We start from the raw sequence: 17,874 nt of genomic DNA on the forward strand, positions 1-17,874 counted from the left end.
AGGACCGGCCGGACCGGGCTCGGCGATCACTACAGTCCGGTCTCATGACGACGATCACCACGCGCAGGGTCGAATACCCGGCCGACGGCTTGACGATGGTCGGGCACCTCGCACTCCCGGCCGGTGTCGACCGCCGGCCCGCGGTACTGCTCGGACCGGAAGGCATGGGACTCAGCGACGTCGAACGCCGCCGGGCCGATGCTCTCGCCGAACTGGGTTATGTAGCGCTGGCCTTCGACCTTCACGGCGGGCGCTATCTGAGTGACCCCGAGGAGATGCTGGCCCGCTGCCTGCCGCTGCTCGCTGATCCCGACCGGATGCGGAGTGTCGGCCATGCTGCCCTCGATGTGCTGCGCGCCGAGCCCCGGACCGACCCCGACGCAATCGCCGCCGTCGGCTACGGCACCGGTGGCGCCGTCGGGCTGGAACTCGGGCGCGCTGGCGTCAGCCTGCGCGCGATCGGGACGGTCAACGCAACCACCACGGGCCGGCCGGGCGAGGCGGCGCGCATTCGCTGCCCGGTGTGGGCCGGGGTCGGGTCGGAAGACCCGATCATGCCGCCCGCGCGACGAAACGCGTTCACCGCCGAAATGCAGGCCGCGGGCGTCGACTGGCGCCTCACGGTATACGGCGGAGCCCTGCACGCCTTCCATCACCCGCCGGTCGACCATCCCGTGGTCCCCGGCGTCGGTCACCACCCACGGCACGCGCGGCGAGCCTGGCGCGACGTCGTGGACCTGCTCACCGAGTGCCTGCCCGTGACGGAGGAATCGGGGGCATGACCCAGCGAACGTGTGGCAGGGGTCCAGTCAGCGAATGGTGTGTCCAGGTGGATGAGGTGGCGGCGCACGGTGGCGTAGCCGGCCACGCGGCGTGGGATCCGCCGGCGCCACGCACAACCTTCACTCCCGTGTGCGGCTCGTCCGCCGCTTCGAGTCGGGAAGGCGGCGTGTCTTTGGCTGGTCGCCACAAGCAGTGTTGGCCTGGGCCTGGAGGGTTGAACGCCATGTACAACTCCGACAGCGTCGGCCATGCCCTGCGCGGATTCCTTCCCCCCTGGCGGCCGTCACCGCCACCCTCTCCGCCATCCTGGCCCTGCTCCCCCCTGTAGCCACACTTCGTCGACAGCCCCGCTAGCGGGCCCTCCCGATCCGGCCGCGGAACCAGGACGGCCCGGCTACGGTCGGCACGGGTCGACCTGAGGCACCAGGGACCTGAGACACCTGTGAAGGTCGCATAACGCCGTCCAGGCCGGTGTCGCCGGAAGTTGCGCGAGCGCGGCGTCGAGAATCTCCGGGAACGAGGCGGTCATGTCCGTGCCCTGTCTCGAGCGCAGCAGCACCCGGCCGTCGGCCCAACGGGCGAGTTGGGCTCGGAAGCCGTCCCATTCGGGCTATGCGGCGGTGCCCGAAGGCAGGTCGGAGCTGGCCACGGAAATGGTGGGCATGGGGTCCGACAGCATCCAGGTCACGGATGACGCCTCCCACAGCAGCGCCGGGCGCCACGCGACAGATTGCGCCGCGCGGCTCAGGCGTTCTCTGCTCAGCGGCTGGAATCGTTGATACCGGGCGACCAGCTCCCCCACGCGGGGTAGTCCCAAAGGCCATGGATCGACTGTTCTGCATATATGGGTCATGTCGGATATTCCTTTGTTCCTTCCCGAGGAGTCGCGATGTCCTACGGTTCGACGGTGGGCCCCGGCAGCACCCTGGCGGCCACCGGCCTGGCGACGGGGCAGGTGTGGCTGATGGTGATCAGCGTGGCCGCCGTGCTGGTCGGCGTGGTCGCGGTCAGAACATCGTTCCGGCGCGGCAAGAGCGCGGTCGAGAAGTGACAGGGCACTTTGTGCCTGGTGGCCGTGGTGGGCGGCCGACCGCCGCCGATGACATCGCGGCACCCATGCTGCAGGTGCCGAAGCGGTGGCCGGGTGTGGCGCCACTGCCGCGTGCCTGGCACGTGTCCTCCCCGGGGAGGGTATTGCTGGGTGCGGTGCCATTGACGGCGTTCCTGGCCTGGGGAATCGCGCATGCCTACAGCACGGTCGTCACGCTGACGGGCGGCCGTCAGGGGATGGCGCTGCCGTGGCTGGTGTCATTCCTGCTGCTGTGGTGGGTACCGCTGTCTTGGCTGGAGCGGCCCCGTACCACTTCGCCACAGGATCAGGCAGAACTGGACCGTCTGACCGTGACCGTGCAGATCCCCGTCTACAACGAGGACCCGGACACGTTGCGCGCCTGTCTGCACTCTGTCCTGGTACAGACCCGGCCGGTGGACCGGGTCCGGATCGTCGATGACGGCTCCGTCCACGACGACGGCACGCCGATGACCTACGCCGACGTACGGGCCGAGTTCTTCGAGCGCACCGCCGCCCGGGGAGTGGAGGCGACCTGGGACCGCACTCCGAACCGGGGCAAGCGCCACGCCCAGATGCACGTGCTGGCCACCGACGATGCCGACGTGTTCGTCACTCTCGACAGCGACTCCCTCCTGGACCCGGAGGCGATCGCCGAGGGCCTGAAGCCTTTCGCCGACCCCAAGATCACCTCCGTGGCCGGTCAGGTCGTCGTCCTCAACCACGATGCCAACGCGCTGACCCGGATGAGCAACCTGCTCTACCTGCCCTTCACTCGCGGGTTGCGCTCCGCCCAGTCCGTCCTCAGGCGGGTCACGATCAACTCGGGCACCCTCGCGTTCTACCGGGCGCGCATCGTAAGGGATGTGGCCGGCGTGTACGAGAACGAGATGTTCCGGGGCCGGCCGATGCAGATGAACGACGACTCCATGCTCACCTTCTACGGACTGCTGGCCGGCGACACCGTTCACCAGCCCTCCTCGCTCGTGTTCACTCTTGTCCCTCAACGCTGTTCGCACTACCTGCGCCAGCAGATGCGTTGGATGCGGGGCACCACCGTCCGCCACCTGTGGTGGCTGCGTTACATGCCGCCGACCGGCATCGTCTTCTGGTCTGCGGTGGCCGAATACGTCCACATCGTCCTCGGAATCGCCATCCCGGCCGCCGTTATCGCCGACCCCCAGCTGCGCGCCAACACCGGAACGCTCGTCGCCGCCGGCCTTATCATCGGCACCGCCATGAGCTATCTGATGGCCCTGCGCCTGTTCACCGTCCACCGCACCGACATGCGCCTGCGCCAGGCCCTGCTGCTGTTCGCTCTCGCCCCGCTCGCCGCGGCATGGCGGACCTTGATCCTGCGCCCGATGTACTTCTACGCGATGGCCACCTGCCACCGCGTCAACCGATGGGGAACCCGCACCAGCGTCGAGGTCACCCACTCCCCCCGTGAGCAACCCGCCTGACAACTCCGCGAAGAAGAGAGAGGCGCGAGCGGCGTGGCCGCCCGGTCAGGTGGCGTCGATCAGGGAGCCGGACGCGATACTTCCGTCGGCGTTCACTACGCTCAGCACGGGCCTGCCTTCCCGACCCGCGCTGCGAACGTGGGCCTACTCGGGGACCTTCAAGGGATCATCGGGAAGGTGCGCCCTCCGCGTTCCTCCCAGCACCGATCCACAGGTTCCGAGCATTGCTCGGCGAAGAGCTCCGCGTCGACTTCGAGCATCGCGCCCAGCACCTCCCGCTCCTCCAGCTTCGGGTTCGCTAGCGCCCACAGGACCGGCATGCCGGTCGGGGTGCACACCAGGTACGGGCGTAGACCCCAGAAGAAGCGGGAGTGGGAGGCGCAGTAGCCGTAGCCAGCCCAGCCCGCCATGTTCGACCGTTGGAAGGTCGGGCGCGACATGCTGAACGCCCACCCTGCCCACGGATGCGTGCTCGCGGCCGGGGGTGGGGTGAGCAGGTTCGTGCGGTTCAGCCCGTACTGGATCAACCAACCGAAGCCGGTGGACCAAGCCCGCAACCGGCTACGACGGGGCTCACAGGGCGGTCGGTCACCTGCCTTCGTCGCTGATGCCCACAAGCAGCCCAACACCGTCGATTGATGCATCAACCGCCTGAGGCAGTGGCGCGGCCTGGCCATGCGCACCGACCGAACTCGCCATCGCCTGCCAGACCCACTCCACCTCGCCGCCATCTGAGCATGTACGCCTTTGGTATTGGCGTTATGGCGTCTGTGCCTGGATTGGCATGGGCATTTACGATAGGGGTTGAGGGCGTGCGGTTGGCGAGCGGGCGACCGCGGAGCGCTCGTCAGGAGGGCTCATGGTCTTACCGACCTGCAACGCCCCGGTGGCGCCGGGGGCGCTTCCGGTAATTGGCCACGCGTGGCCGCTGGTGCGGCGTCCGCTGCAGTTCGCACGACAGCTTTCCGATCAGGGCGAGTTGGTAGAAGTCCGTCTGGGCGGGGTTCGGACACTCGTGCCTTGCCGGCCGGAGTTGTTGTGGCGAGTGCTGACCGATGACCGGATCTTCGACAAGGGTGGTCCGTTCTTCGATCGGGTGCGCGCCACGATCGGCAACGGGGTAGGAAGCTGCGCGTTCGGCGAACACCGCCGCCAGCGTCGGTTGATCCAGCCGTCATTCCACCCCACGCGACTGGCCGGATATGCGGCGGTGATGGAGCAGGAGGCTGCTGCGCTGGTGGGAGGCTGGCACGAGAGCCGGGCCGTCGACGCCTATCAGGAACTGTTCGGCGCTGCTCTGCGTACGGTGCTGCGCACATTGTTCGCCGCCCGAGATACAGATGCAATGGTGGACCGCTTCCGCAGCCCGGTGGAGATGGTGCTCCATCAGCTCACCTTCCGCATGTTCGTCCCACCCTTGTTGCAGCGCCTGCCGCTGCCGGTCAATCGCCGCTTTGACCGTGCCGTGGGTGAACTGCGCCGAGGTATCGCTGACCTCGTCGGCGAGCTCCGACACGGCGGCACCGACCGCGGCGACCTGGTGTCAGCCCTGATCGCCACGCGGGACGACGAAGACGGAGCAGAGGGCGGGCTGGAGGACGACGAGATCCACGACCAGGTGCTGACCCTCGTGGTCGCCGGGGCAGACAGCGTAGCCGCGACCGTCTCGTGGGCCCTGTACCCGCTGCACGACCATCCGAACGTCCGTGACCAGCTGGAAGACGAGGTGGACACGGTGCTCGCCGGCCGCCCAGCCGGTGTCGGTGACATCCCCGATCTGCCCTGCACGGTCCGGGTGATCACCGAGGCGTTGCGCTTGTACCCCCCGGGCTGGCTTTTCACGCGAGTGACCACTGACGACACCGAACTGGCCGGACGCCACCTGCCCCCTGGCACCACCGTGGCCTTCTGCGCGCCGGCGGTGCACCGCAACCCGTCGGTGCACCGGTACCCGGACGTCTTCGATCCTGACCGGTGGCTGCCGGAACGTGCCCGCGGCCTGCCACGGGGAGCTTTCGCGGCTTTCGGTGGTGGCGCGCGCAAGTGTGCCGGGGAAGCCTACGGCCTGACCGAGAGCACCCTGCTGTTGTCCACGATCATCGCCCGGTGCCGGTTGCGTCTCGCGCCGGGCAGTGATGCCCGGCCGGTGGCGCTGTCCACGGCCTTGCGTCCCCGCCGACTTCTGATGGAGGTCACCACCCGACGGGGCCGAGCCACGTGACCTGCCCGGCACCGAAGGGATCCCCGACCGTCCAACCGATGTGTTGCCGCCGATGCGCGTGGTGCGGCTGGAGGTGAATCTATGCCCGACTACGAGACCGTGTCGGTGGACATTCCTGCCCGGTACTGTCCGCTGCCCACCGTCCGCCATCCCGAAGAAGGCGTCATGGCGAGGCGCACGGCGGAGTGGATCGACAGCTTCGGCCTCCCACTGACCCCGCAGCAGCGCGTTCGTCTGGGAGGCAACGACTGCCCCGGCTTCTACGGGCGGATCATGCCCCGGGCACCAACTGACCGCCTGCAACTCGCAGTGGACTGGTGCATGTTGATGTTCCACTTCGATGATGTGCACTGCGACGAGGGCCCGCCCAGCGGGCGCGCGGCCCGATTCGCCGCCCAGATCGTACGGACCCTGGAAATGCCGCAGGCGTACCCGGACGGCCCTGAGGACGACCCTGTGCTGGCAGCGGTGGGCGACCTGGCGCGCCGAGCACACCGGTGGGCCACCCCCACTCAGATTCGCCGCTGTGCCGACGCCCATCGAGCCTGGTTTCTGGCCGTGCTGTGGGAACTGGGCCACCGCGCCGCGCGGAGCACCCCGACCCTCAATGACTACGCCCACATGCGGCAGCACACGGCGGCAGGTGCCGCCACGCTGTGCTGGGCGGAGATCATCGAGGGCGGGGAAATCCCCGAGCGGGAATTGTCCTCACCTCCGGTGCGAGCCCTGACCGAACTGGCATTCACCACCGCGGCATTCGACGACGACCTCTTCTCCTACGGCAAGGAACTGTGGCTCGAGCAAACCGGGGGCAGCACTCCATCAGGGCTCAGCCTGGTGGACGTGCTCAGCCGGGAACACGAATGCCACCGAGCAGAGGCCATGGAACGGGCAGTAGGGCTGTGTAATCGGCTCACTCACCGTTTCATGACCTTGCACCACCAGATCCTGCCCGGCGGGAGTCCGCCACTGCGTGACTATCTTGCTCACCTCGCCCACCTTCTGCCCGGCAACCTCGACTGGGGTCTGACCGCCGGCCGTTACCGCAACCCCGACGGTCTTCATCCCGGTGCCGTCGCCACCACCGCCACCCGCACCTACTCCCCGCCGGCCGACACCTCACCGCCGTCGATACCGTCCATCGCTTGGTGGTGGGACTCGTCTCTCGGATGACGCTGTACAGACGCGCAAGGGACGAGAGCCCGTCCCCCTGCGGGCTTCCCGTGTGAAAAGACGGTGGTGGCCGCGCTCGGAACTGCCATGGCCACCTCCAGCCCCGCAGCCGCTGGAGGTATCGGCGTTGTCGGCAGCTGTTCGCGTCGGTCCGGGAAGGCGACAAGGCCACCCGTGCGCCACGTCCGACCCGGTGGCCCCCCGGCGATCCCCCCACCGGAGTCGCGCACAGGGCTTCCCGGGCGCGTGCGCGAGGTCAGATGCGCGAGTTGCGCAGCGACTGCCAGGCCGCGCCGGCCAGCGCCCGTGTCGCCCGCGGGAGCGACAGGTGCTCGTGCTCGCGGTACAGGGACCAGTTGTACTGCACGAGGGACAGCTTGTTGGACGACAGGGATCCCGCCTGGTGGGCCCGGTACACCGCGAGCGGTTCAGCCAGGCCGCGCGCGTCAGCGCCGTCCCGCATGATCGACAGCCAGAGGGCGTAGTCCTGGCGCTTGCGCATCTCCGGCATCAGCCTCGTGCCCAGGACCCTGCGGTCGTACATGGCGGTGAGAGCACCGATGTGGTCCTGGACCAGCATGGCGCGGTAGTCCACGTGCTCCCGCGCACGGATCACCCGGCCGTTGGGGACCCAGTCGGTGCTCTCGCCGTCGTAGTCGGCGTCCATCTTGAAGTACGAGGTGAACGTCAAAGGCGCACGGCCTTCTGCGGCGAAGGCGAGCTGCCGTTCGGTCTTGTGCGGCAGCCACATGTCGTCCGAGTCGAGAAAGGCCACGTAGTCCCCGCGGGCCCGCTCGATGGCGAGGTTGCGGGCTCGGCCCGCACCGCCCCGCTCGGGCGCTGCCTCTGGCAGGAGGCGCTCGTCCTGGGCGGCGAGCTCGCGCAGCAGGTCCATGGAGCCGTCGGCGGACTGGTCGTCGGTGACCAGCAGTTCCAGGTCAGCGTGGGTCTGCGTGAGTACCGATCGGACGGCTGCGCCGAGGGTGGCCGCCGAGTTGTACACGGGCATCACGACAGACACCAGGGGCACTGTGCTTCTCCTCGCCGGATCGGAAACGACGGTCCATTCAAGCACCGCTGGCGAGTCGTAGGTGACATGCGGACAGTCGTCGCTGGTCAGGGCTACGCAGCTTGCCGCCGGCCTCTCCTACGTCGAGGAGGTGGCCTCCGCACGGTTACGCGGTGTGCGGGACCGCCCTCGGGCCGGTGTCGGCGGGCACTGTCCGCCCGTCTGCTCGCTGTTCCTCCCGTGGAGGTCCGAGCAGGAACTGGGTCCGGCGCCGTTTCGCAGGACCCGCCGACGACGTGAACCAGGCCAGGCCCGACCACGTCGCGGAGGGTCTCGGCGCCGACGTCCACGGCACCGCCCCGAACGTTGCGGAGTGGGACATCGGCACGAACGCGCCTGAGGTCGACGCGAGCCGTCAGGAGGTGGCCGCCGCCGCTGCCGTGGTGCGATCCGGGGTCCTCGCCCACGGCCATACCAGCGGTCAGCTGTCCGCGGAGAGGTCCCCGTCAAGCAGCCGTGCCGTGAGTTCCATGCAGCGCGTCCGGGCGGCAGAGAAGCCATAGGGCATCTTGGTCACCGCTTCGAAGGCACTCATTCGGGCGTCCTCCTCGCCGGTCGCCTCGGCGTCGTGGCTTTCGAAGAGTTTCTCCTCGGCCACGTCAAGTCCGCTCGCTTCGATGGCCTGGAGCAGTGCCTTGTGGTGTGCGCAGTGTTGCGCGGCGAGTTCCTCGACCCTCGGGTCGTAGGGATCGACGGTGTCGTCGAGGGCGGCGTCGGCCGCGTCGAGGCGGTCCGCCTCGGCCCTCAGGCCGGGATGGGTCGCCAGGGTGATGAACACGCTGGCCTGGATGGCGGCTCCCAGCGGCCCGAAGATCCGTTCTGTGATCAGCAGGGCATCCAGGTCGGAGGGGCGCAGTGCGCCAGACGGCAGGTGGCTGAGCCGGTCGGTGACCAACGGGGAGAGCAGGCCCAGTGGGCTGCCGACGGCCCGCAGGCGCTGGACTGCCGTGCGCTGGCGCCTGATGTCGGCCTCCTGGGCAGCCAGGGTCTCCTCCAGCCGGCCCAGGACGTCCTCGACGTCCCGGGCTTCGTCGTAGGCGGCCCGCATGTCCTCCAGGCGGATGCCGGCCTCGGACATCCTGCGGATCCACAGCAGGCGGACCATGTCGTCGTAGCCGTAGCGGCGGCGGCCGTCTCCGCCTCGCTCGGGCTCCGGCAGGAGACCGATCTGGTGGTAGTGGCGAATGGCGCGCGGGGTGGTTCCGGCGAAGGCGGCGGCATCACCGATCTTGACCTCGCGGGGAGGCGTGGCGGAGGGGTACATCGCAGACAGGGCCTTTCTTGCTGTGGTGCCCTCGACTCTTGCTGTGGTGCCCTCGACAACACCACATGCCGCTACGGCATGTGCAACTACACAACTACACATCACCCGGACCCTGACGGGCTGCCGGGCGGTTCCTCGCCGTCGGCACCCCGTGTCGAGCGTCTCGGAGGCGCCGCCCCCGACGAAGGCGGCCCGGAGGGTGCCGCCGGAGCGGGGCGAGGAGCCCGGTCCCGACTTCGCGTCCGAGCCGGGTCATCGGTGGAGCACGCCGAACGTGTCTTCACCCGGCTGCCGCACAGCGGGGCCCGGGCCGTGCCCGTCGCGGGCGCCGCGGGCGTGGCGCCGCCCGGACGCGAGAGCGCGTCGGTGCCGGTGGCCGGCAGCCTCCAGCGTCACCGATCCGGTTCACGGGGCGCCGTCCCGTGTTCAGGAAGTGGTGGTGCCGCCGAGGACGCGGTCGAGCGCGCCGCCGGGGCGGCTGGTGAGTTCCTCCCAGGTTCCCTCTTCCGTGACGAGGCCGTCCTCCAGCACGGCGATGCGGTCGGCACGGCGGATGGTGGCCGGGCGGTGGGCGATGACGATCGTCGTGCGGCCCTCCTGACGCAGCGCGCTGGCGAGTTCGGCGTCGCCGCTGTTGTCGAGGTGGGCGGTGGACTCGTCGAGCACGAGGACCCGTGGCCGGACCAGCAGCGCGCGGGCCAGGGCGATGCGGGCCCGCTGACCGCCGGAGAGTGTGGCGCCCCGTTCGCCGACGAGGGTGTCCAGCGGGGCGATCCGGTCGACGCCGCACAGCCGTGCCGCCTCGGCCAGCGACCGGTCGTCGGCGTCGGGCGCGGCGAGCCGCAGGTTCTCGGCGAGCGTGCCGTGGAACAGGGGGGTGTCCTGTCCCACCAGCACCACCGCACGCCGCAGCTCTTGGTCGCTCACCTCCCGCACGTCCACCGGGTCACCGTCGGCGGGCAGCAACTGGACCGCGCCGGCGGCCGGGTCCCAGAAGCGGGCCAGTAGGTGCGCGCAGGTGGACTTGCCGGCGCCGGAGGCGCCGACGAGGGCGAGTGTCCTGCCGGGGTGGACGGTGAGGTCGACGCCGTTCAGCACGGGCCGGCCGCCGTAGTCGAACCTCACCCGGTGCAGCCGGACACCCAGTGGCCCGGGAGGCAGGGGACGTGGTGCGAGGGGCGGCGGTGCGAGGGCGGGTGCCTTGACGGCCGCGTCGACGCGGACGGCGGCGGCGCGCAGGGCCACGGCCTGGCTCAGGGCGCGGGCCGACTCCGCGACCGGACCGAGAACGGACAGGGCCAGAGCCATCGCGGCCGGGGCCCAGGCGCCGTGCAGCCGCCCGGAGGTCACGGACTGGGCCGCCGCGGCGACCACGCCGAGGACCGCGACCACGATGAGGAGGTCGCGAACGGCGGCGGCGACGGCCTCCCAGCCGGCCTCGGCGCGCTGGGCGTCACCCACCTGCCGCCCTCGCTCCGCCAGGCGGCGGCGGTGTTCGGCCAGGCCGCCGAAGGCGAGCAGTTCGCGCAGCCCGTCGACGGTCTCCACCGTGTCGGCCGACAGCGCGGCCACGGCCGTGCGGGTGCGGCCGCCGCGTGCCGTGCGGGCGCGGGCGTCGGCGAAGGGAGCCGCGGCGAGCAGGGCCGCGACCGGCAGGACGGCCGCCAGCAGCCACGGTTCCACCAGGGCCAGAAGCACCGAGCCGCCGGTGAACACCGCGCCGGACGCGAGCAGTTGGGCGGTGGTGTGGGCGTAGAAGAACTCCAGCGCCTCCACGTCGGCCATGGCGGTGGCGGCGAGGTCGCCGCTGCGCCGGCCCGCGATGCGGGCGGGCGCGCTGCGGGCGAGCCCGTCGAAGACGCGTACCCGCAGTGCGGCCAGTACCCGGTAGGCGAGGTCGTGCGAGAGGTCCATCTCCCGCCAGGTCGTCAGGGCGCGGGTCAGGGCGAGGGCGACGAGCACGGTGGCGGTGCCGGCGGAGGGAGCCTCCCCGTCGATGACGGCGGCGCCCACGGTGTGCGCGGCCAGGGTCAGCAGCGCGACGAGGGAGCCCTGTTCGAGGAGGGCTGCGGCACAGGTGCGGGCCGTCATGGCGCGGTGGGCGGCGAGGGCGGGCAGCAGGGCGCGCAGCGCGCCGTGCGGGGGGACGTCGCCGCCGCGGACGGTGGGGCCGGTGACGGTGCTCATGCGGCGAGTTCCCCTCGGTGGGCGTGGCCGGCCTCGACGAGCCGGGTGTAGACACCGCCGGCCTCGACCAGGCCGGTGTGGTCGCCGACGGCGTCGATCCGTCCCGCGTCGAGGACGACGATGTGGTCGGCGTGCCGGACGGCGGCCAGCCGGTGGGCGACCAGCAGGACGGTCCGCCCGCCGGCCGCCTTCAGCAGTTCCCGGACGATGTCCGCCTCGCGTCGCTCGTCGACCGCGCTGGTGGCCTCGTCGAGGACGAGTACGGGGGCGTCGGCCAACAGGGCCCGTGCGAGTGCGAGTCGCTGCCGTTGACCGCCGGAGAGCGTGGCGCCCCGCTCGCCGAGGACGGTGGCGTAGCCGTCCGGCAGGGCGACGATCTCCTCGTGGATCCCGGCGGCGCGCGCCGCTCGGGCGAGTTCGCCGTCCGTGGCGCCGGGCCGGGCCAGACGCAGGTTGTCGGCGATGGTGGCGTGGAAGAGGTATGTCTCCTGGGAGACCACGGCGATGCCGCGGCGCAGCGAGTCGAGCGTGTACTCGGTCGTGGGGCGTCCGTCGAGGTCGATCCGTCCTTCCTGCGGGTCGTGGTGGCGCAGGAGCAGTGCCAGGAGGGTGGACTTGCCCGCGCCGGACGGCCCGACGATCGCGGTGGTCCGCCCTGCCCGCGCGGTGAAGGAGACACCGTCCAGGGCGGGCGCGGGGGCACCGTCGTAGGTGAACCGGAGGCCGTGGAAGCGCAGTTCGGGCGGAGCGTGTCGGTGCGCGGGGGCCGTCCCGAGGTCGGGTACCGCCGGCTCGGCCGTGCGCAGGGCCGCCAGCCCGTCGGCGGCCGACGCGCCCAGGTAGCCGGCGTGCCACTCCCGGGCGAGGTCGCGGACCGGACGGAAGCACTCGGAGGCCAGCAGCAGCACCAGGTAGGTGCCGGCCGCGGTGGTGGATCCGGTGACGGCCGACCAGCACGCCAGGAGCGCGGCCGCGGCGGTGCCGCCCTGGATGGCGAGGTCGGTGATGCCGGTGTCGACCAGGGAGACCCGCAGCTTGGCGACGGTCGCGCGGTGCAGGGCCGCGGACCTCTCCTCCAGACGGGCGCGGGTGCGGTCGACCGCGCCGGCGGCGCGCAGGGCGGGCATGCCCTGGAGCGCCTCCAGGTAGTCGGCGCCCAGTCCTTCGTAGCTGTCCCAGTGCTCCTTCCCGCGTGCGGCGAGGAGCCGGTCCCAGGCGCGCGGCCCCAGCAGGGCCAGGAGCAGGGCGGGGACCAGTCCGAGGAGGGCGCGGGGTTCGACCGCGGCGAGGGCGGCGAGGACCAGGGGCGGTACCGCGAGGGTGAACAGGAGTTGGGGCAGGTAGCGGGAGACGTAGGCGTCGACGCCCTCCACGCCCTCCACCAGGGTGGTGCGGACGCCTCCCGCCCGTGCCGTGGTCAGGTAGGCAGAGCCCAACCGGCCCAGGTGGGCGACGAGTTCGTCGCGCAGTGCCACTCTGACCCGGGCCCCGGCGCGGGTGGCGGTGCGCCGCTGCCACTGGGCGAGCCCCGCGCGGGCGGCGACGACGGCGAGCACCGCCGCCAGCAGCCACGGAAGCCGGCCGGTGTCGCCGCGGGCCACGCCGGCGAGCGCGAAGGCCAGCAGCACGGCCTGCGTCAGGTGCGTGAAGGTGACGGCGCCCTGCAGGACGGTGGCGGCGAGCAGGGGGCGCCGTGCGCGTCCTGCGGCGCGGCGCAGCTCGGGGTGGACGATCATGTGCGGTTCTCCTCGTCGGCGTGGCGGGTGCCGAGGGCCAGGGCGTGCACGACCCAGTCGCGGCCCGGCGCGGCGCCGAGGGCGGCGCCGAGGTCCGCCTGCTGCCAGGAGCCGACGGGCCGGGCCGCCAGCCCGTGGCGCAGGGCGGTGACATGGGCCAGGTGGACGGCGAAGCCGGCCCGCAGGTGAGTGCGGCGGATGTGCGCGGCGTCGGCGTCCGCGGGGCAGCCCCGGGCGAGCAGGACGGCCCCGGCGTCCGCGAGCCACGCCTGGCCCGCCGCCCAGGCCGCGAGCGTCGGCCTTGCCTCACCGGACGCGTGGTGCCGCAGGGTCGTGCCGTCGGGCGCCAGTTCCACGAGGCCTGGCCGGGGCGGGCCGACCGCGGCGCTCCAGCGCAGCTGATCACCGCCCCCGGCCTGCTCGGCGGTGGCCAGAACTGCCCCCAGTGAGTCGTGCGGTGGCGGGCCTTGCAACGGCGGTGGGGTACTGCGGCGCGCCAGCAGTTCGGCCGGGGCGAACGCGGCCTCGCTCTGCGCGGGGCGCCTGGGGCCGCCGTCGGGTGGCGGGATGTGTACGACGACCAAGGGGTTCTCGGTGCCTCCGTCCCACCGCGTGTCGGGCTCGCCCGCGTTCAGGGCGCGGGCCGCCAGGAACAGCGCCGCGGCGGCGTGCCCGGTGTCCAGCAGCAACAGGGGCCAGGAACGGTGCCCGTAGTGGGACACCGTGCGCCGTGCGGTGACGGAGAGCGCGGCGGTCACGCCGGGCGGCGTGCCGTCGACGGGCGGGCCCAGGTGGTGGACGCGGTGGCGCAGCGGGTCGTAGCCGTAGCGACCGGGTGGTAGGGAGCAGCCGGCGCCCACGGTCAGTTCGGCGTCCACCGGGTGCAGCGCGCCGGCGGAGGGGGCGGGCCTGAGGCGCCCGGAGGCGTCCGAGGCCGCCAGGGACAGGCGCAGCAGGGCCCGCAGGTCGAGGTCGCCGGCGCCGGCGACCGGTATCGGGCGCGGCGGCCCCGGCCAGGGCCGGACGGCGGGCCCCGGGGACGTGTCGGGGCCGGGGCGCTCCGGGGAGCGGGCCCGGGTAAGGGCGGCGACGAGGCCCGTGGGCGGGTCCTCGCGAAGGTCTTCCACGGCGGCCCTCACATGTGCGGCGGAGGCGCCAGCGTGAAGTCGCGCGGCGCGCTCGGCGGAGTAGCGCGCCATCCCCGCGCGACGGCGGCCTCGGCGAGCCGCGGGCAGCCGAAGTAGCCGAAGGCGGCGGGGGCGTTGGGAAGGAGGCCGGAGACGAGGACCCGGGCGACGCGCAGCGAGGTCTCCGCCACGTCCTCGGTGGTGAGATCGAAGGTCATGACGCGGTGGCCGCCCGCGTCCAGGGCGTGCCGCGTCCGCTCCCGGGTCCCGGGCTCGACCTCGTCGATGGGAACCGTTCCGAGCACCGGCGCGGTGAAGCGCCTGGCCTCGGCCGCCATCCGCTCGTCCAGCCACACCTGCACGTGCGCGCCCAGGTCGCGCACGTGCTCGAACTGCTCGCCGCACGCGTCGAGGTAGCGGCCGTCGGCCCGGTGGTCCAGGTAGAGGCCGCGGGCGAGCAGCCCGGCCTCTACCGCCTGGAAGACCCAGCCGTCGGGGTCGGTGAGGCCCTGGGTGAAGACCCAGGTGTGGACGGCTTCGAGGACGGCCTTGCGGGCGGCTTCGGCCGGGTCGTGCTTGCAGGCGAAGCCCGCGGCGTACAGGCCCAGGCGCGGGTCGTGCACGAGCGCGGCCATGCAGGGGGCGAACTCGGAGGGCATCTCGACGATGTGGACGTCGAGCGCGGAGCCGGCGAGGTCGTCGGCGAGGCCGGGCACGCTCGCCGGGTCGATGCCGCGGGCCGGGCCGTCCAGATGCCACCACAGTTCCAGGGCGTCGCGTTCGACGATCTCCAGCATGCCGCGCTCGACGGCGTCGTCGAAGCCCTGTCCGGTGGCGATGCCGGCGTAGTTGAGGTGGTGGGTGCGGGGCAGCTCGCGCAGTGCGCCCTGGCGCCAGTTGAGGTGGGTGAGCGAGACCGGTGCCCAGACTTCGGCGGCGGTCCCGTCGGGCAGTCGTTCGGTCCCCCTGGTCCACAGCGCCGGGGTGTCGGCGGTGAGCGGGCGGTAGGGGAACTTGGCGCGGCTGTACTGCCAGGGTGCGTAGGCGGGCAGATCGGCCGGGCCGTACAGGCGCAGGCCCTTGTCCGCCAGTTGGGCGGCGGTGGCCCGCAGGGGTGCGTCGGGGTGGCCGGGCGGCGGTACCCGGTTGCCGCAGTAGCGCTCGATCCCCTCGGCTATCGCGGCGACGCGGGCCTGCTCCGGGTCGCCGAAGGTGGTTCCGAGGGAGACCCGGTCGGCGGGCCACAGTCCGAGTCTGCGGGCGTCGGATATCTCGGCCGTGAGCGCGGTGTAGCGGGGCGGGGCGCCCGCGGGGTGCTCGACGGGCTTGACCTTGCGGACGATGCCGCAGACGGGGTCGACGAGTGCTTCCAGGGGCAGCGCCGTCATCTCAGGATCTCCTCGGCGGGGTCGGTGGGGGCGGGACGGGACGCGAGCACGGGCAGGTCGAGAACCACGCCGTCCGGGTCGACCTCCCGCCGGGAGGCGAGCAGTTGTGCGGCCGTCATCGGGTCCTCGCCGGTGTGGGGGTTGCGGGCGTGGGCCGGGAAGTGGTGTCCGGCGATCTCCAGGCGCAGCCGGGTGCCGGCTCGGAGCCGGCGTGCGAGCCGGCCGAGACCGATGGTGAACTGCGTTTTCCGGCCGGACGGTTCGGTACGCCGGACGGTGCCGACGGCGAGTCGCTCGGCGGTCCCGTCGGGTGGGAGGGCGACGAGCCGGGCGACCCAGTCGGCGGACGGGGTGTGCGCGGTGGCCCGCAGCCGCACGCTGACCGGGCCGACCAGGTCGAGCGGACGCGGTGACGGCGGCGTGACCAGCAGGCACCGGTCGGGTGGGCCGTCGGTGGGAACGGTCAGGTCGTCGGAGCGGACGGGCCGGGCGGGGTCGGCGGTGAAGGCGGAGCCGTGGAGCGGGCGTGCGCGGTGGGCGCGTGGTTCTCCCTCGGCGTGGGCGGGCAGCCAGAGGTCGGCGTCGCCGAGCGCCAGTGCGCCGTGGAGGCCGGGGGCGAGGTCGCCGGTCAGCGCGCGGCGGGCCCAGCGCACGTACAGCTCGCCGAGGTTCAGCCGGTGGGCGGGTCCCGCGTCCGGACCCGGGGCGGAGGTCAGCTGGTGCCCCCAGGGGCCGAGCAGCAGACGCGCCGAGGGTCCGCCCCAGGCGCGCCACAGCGCGACGGTGTCGTCGGTGAAGTGGTCGTGGTGGCCGCCCACCGTGAGCAGGGGCGGCCCGGCGTGCGCCGTCCGCCCCACGAGGTGCCCGCGGTCGGCCCCGCGCCACAGTCCCGCCCACGAGGGCAGGGCGCGTCCCAGCCGCTCGGGCAGGGCGGTCAACGGCAGGTGTTCCAGCAGGCCGGGGTCCTCGGCGAGGGCTCTGTCCAGCGCGCTTTCGTCGGAGTCGCGCCGGTCGCCATGGGCGGCCCACCATCCGGCGCGGGAGAGCAGCCGTTCCACGCCGGACGTCTCGCGGGCCGTCTCCGCCGGGCCGAGGGCGGGCACGGCCGCGATGACGGCGTCCGGCCGGGCGTCTCCGGGAGCGTCGAGGGCGAGGACCAGGGCGCAGTGGGCGGCGTAGGAGGCGCCGGCGGCCACCAGCCGGCCGTCGCTCCAGGGCTGCCGCCGGATCCAGCGCACGGTCGCCGCGCCGTCGGCGGTCTCGTGCGCGTAGGGGTGCCACTTTCCCGGCGACGAGAATCGGCCCCGCACGTCCTGGACGACGGCGGCGAACCCGTGACGGGCCCAGCCGCGCGCCTCCGCCCCGTGCCGGGTCCGGTCGTAGGGGGTGCGCAGCAGGACGGCCGGGAAGGGGCCGTCACCGGTCGGAAGCTGGACGTCGGTGGCGAGTTGTACCACAGCCGTGCTGAGGGCCGTCATCCGTCCTTCTTCGGCATCGGCGCCACGCCGGGCACCGGCAGCACGGGGTGCTCGGTGACGGTCAGCGTGCGCAGGTCCACCTGTCGCAGCCGACGTCGCGCCGGGAGTCCCGCCGGGTCGGGGGCTCCGGTGGCCCACCGGCCGAGATCGTCGGCGAGCAGTGCCGTGAGCAGCGTGGCGGCGGGCACGGCGAGCCGGACCGGAGCGCCGGAGGTCCGGGGCCCACTCCAGTAGGCGGCCAGTTCGCGGTGAGCGGGCGTGGCGGCGAGCCGGCGGGACCGGACGTGCGCCGAGGTGACGTCCCCGGGAGCGGCGGCCACCGGTTCGACGTACGCCTGCCAGCCCTCGCGGTGGCTGCGCAGCCACGCGACACCGTGCTCGGGCAGCCGGTCCGCGGCGTCCCAGAGCCCGTCCGGCACGGGTCCGTCCAGGCACCACACGACCGCGCAGGGGTTTCCTTGGAGCAACTCCCCGACGCCCACCGGTGACCTGCCGGAGGCGGTCACCGCCAGAGTCGTACGGGGCCGTGCGCCCAGGGCGGTCAGCTGCGCGGCGAGTGGTTCGGTCAGCACCGGGTCGCCGAGGATCCTGATGTCCCGGCGGGCGGCGGGCCACTCCGGGGCCGACGGCCCGTCCGCCAGGTAGCCGGCTTCTCCGAACGCCCGCACCAGGCGGTCCAGCCCCTCGTCCGCCGAGTCGGCGGTCCCCCCGGCGAGCAGGGAGAGCAGGGCGTTCTCGTCGACGTCACCTGCCCTGACGCTGAGGAACTCCCCCTCCGGGGTGCGGACGGCGAGCCCCCGCCCGGGCACGGCGAGGACCTCGACACCGGGGACGAGTCGGCTGTGGGACACGGTGTTCCTCCTGTCGATGGGAGCTCGGACGGGTGTGGGCCCGCCCGGAAGGCATCGGGCGGGCC

At 72.6% G+C, this 17,874-nt stretch carries 13 protein-coding genes and 1 pseudogene; 5 read left to right on the forward strand and 9 right to left on the reverse strand.

Going from position 1 to position 17,874, the window contains the following annotated elements:
- Positions 1 to 44: 44 nt before the first annotated feature.
- The 3 genes from ACIQ6R_RS27305 to ACIQ6R_RS27315 all read left to right on the forward strand — a co-directional run bounded on the left by ACIQ6R_RS27305 (position 45) and on the right by ACIQ6R_RS27315 (position 3,315).
- Positions 45 to 782 (forward strand): dienelactone hydrolase family protein, encoded by a 738-nt coding sequence (locus ACIQ6R_RS27305; protein WP_404224050.1) that lies wholly within the window; start codon positions 45 to 47, stop codon positions 780 to 782.
- An 890-nt stretch (positions 783 to 1,672) separates the two neighbouring features.
- Positions 1,673 to 1,834 carry a hypothetical protein gene (locus tag ACIQ6R_RS27310; protein ID WP_404185120.1) on the forward strand — a complete coding sequence of 54 codons (162 nt, stop codon included), beginning with the start codon at positions 1,673 to 1,675 and terminating at the stop codon, positions 1,832 to 1,834.
- Between the two features lie 161 nt (positions 1,835 to 1,995).
- Entirely contained in the window at positions 1,996 to 3,315 is a 1,320-nt protein-coding gene (locus tag ACIQ6R_RS27315; RefSeq protein ID WP_404224052.1) for a glycosyltransferase family 2 protein, read from the forward strand.
- Positions 3,316 to 3,551: 236 nt separating this feature from the next.
- On the opposite strand, the pseudogene ACIQ6R_RS27320 reads toward ACIQ6R_RS27315, so the two are convergent.
- A pseudogene (locus ACIQ6R_RS27320) lies at positions 3,552 to 3,752 on the reverse strand (IS982 family transposase); the annotation flags it as partial.
- A gap of 422 nt (positions 3,753 to 4,174) precedes the next feature.
- Between ACIQ6R_RS27320 and ACIQ6R_RS27325 the strand changes: the two are divergent.
- Complete coding sequence (locus ACIQ6R_RS27325) at positions 4,175 to 5,536, forward strand: cytochrome P450 (RefSeq protein WP_404224054.1); 1,362 nt, start codon at positions 4,175 to 4,177, stop codon at positions 5,534 to 5,536.
- 81 nt (positions 5,537 to 5,617) lie between these two features.
- Positions 5,618 to 6,709: a terpene synthase family protein gene (locus ACIQ6R_RS27330; RefSeq protein ID WP_404224056.1), complete on the forward strand. Its 1,092-nt coding sequence runs from the start codon at positions 5,618 to 5,620 to the stop codon at positions 6,707 to 6,709.
- Positions 6,710 to 6,965: 256 nt separating this feature from the next.
- Here ACIQ6R_RS27330 and ACIQ6R_RS27335 read toward each other — a convergent pair whose 3' ends face one another.
- From ACIQ6R_RS27335 to ACIQ6R_RS27370, 8 genes are all read right to left on the reverse strand, one after another.
- Positions 6,966 to 7,739 (reverse strand): glycosyltransferase family 2 protein, encoded by a 774-nt coding sequence (locus ACIQ6R_RS27335; RefSeq protein WP_404224057.1) that lies wholly within the window; start codon positions 7,737 to 7,739, stop codon positions 6,966 to 6,968.
- Positions 7,740 to 8,199: 460 nt separating this feature from the next.
- Positions 8,200 to 9,042, reverse strand: coding sequence for a MerR family transcriptional regulator (locus ACIQ6R_RS27340; protein ID WP_404224059.1), 843 nt, complete (start codon positions 9,040 to 9,042; stop codon positions 8,200 to 8,202).
- A 426-nt stretch (positions 9,043 to 9,468) separates the two neighbouring features.
- Complete coding sequence (locus ACIQ6R_RS27345; RefSeq protein WP_404224061.1) at positions 9,469 to 11,229, reverse strand: ABC transporter ATP-binding protein; 1,761 nt, start codon at positions 11,227 to 11,229, stop codon at positions 9,469 to 9,471.
- Complete coding sequence (locus tag ACIQ6R_RS27350; protein WP_404224062.1) at positions 11,226 to 12,965, reverse strand: ABC transporter ATP-binding protein/permease; 1,740 nt, start codon at positions 12,963 to 12,965, stop codon at positions 11,226 to 11,228. Before ACIQ6R_RS27350 ends, ACIQ6R_RS27345 begins: the two co-directional genes overlap by 4 nt.
- A complete protein-coding gene (locus tag ACIQ6R_RS27355; RefSeq protein WP_404224064.1) occupies positions 12,962 to 14,092 on the reverse strand; it encodes a SagB/ThcOx family dehydrogenase in 1,131 nt (376 codons plus the stop codon). The genes ACIQ6R_RS27350 and ACIQ6R_RS27355 overlap by 4 nt, the downstream gene beginning before the upstream one ends.
- Positions 14,093 to 14,100: 8 nt before the next feature.
- Complete coding sequence (locus tag ACIQ6R_RS27360) at positions 14,101 to 15,480, reverse strand: YcaO-like family protein (protein WP_404224066.1); 1,380 nt, start codon at positions 15,478 to 15,480, stop codon at positions 14,101 to 14,103.
- Complete coding sequence (locus tag ACIQ6R_RS27365; RefSeq protein WP_404224067.1) at positions 15,477 to 16,958, reverse strand: CocE/NonD family hydrolase; 1,482 nt, start codon at positions 16,956 to 16,958, stop codon at positions 15,477 to 15,479. The genes ACIQ6R_RS27360 and ACIQ6R_RS27365 overlap by 4 nt, the downstream gene beginning before the upstream one ends.
- The gene (locus tag ACIQ6R_RS27370) at positions 16,955 to 17,809 is read right to left on the reverse strand and encodes a hypothetical protein (protein ID WP_404224068.1); all 855 of its coding nucleotides are present in this window, start codon (positions 17,807 to 17,809) and stop codon (positions 16,955 to 16,957) included. The genes ACIQ6R_RS27365 and ACIQ6R_RS27370 overlap by 4 nt, the downstream gene beginning before the upstream one ends.
- Positions 17,810 to 17,874: the final 65 nt, after the last annotated feature.

Origin of the sequence: Streptomyces sp. NPDC096048 (genome assembly GCF_044763415.1) — a bacterium.
In the GTDB taxonomy this organism is placed as follows: domain Bacteria; phylum Actinomycetota; class Actinomycetes; order Streptomycetales; family Streptomycetaceae; genus Streptomyces.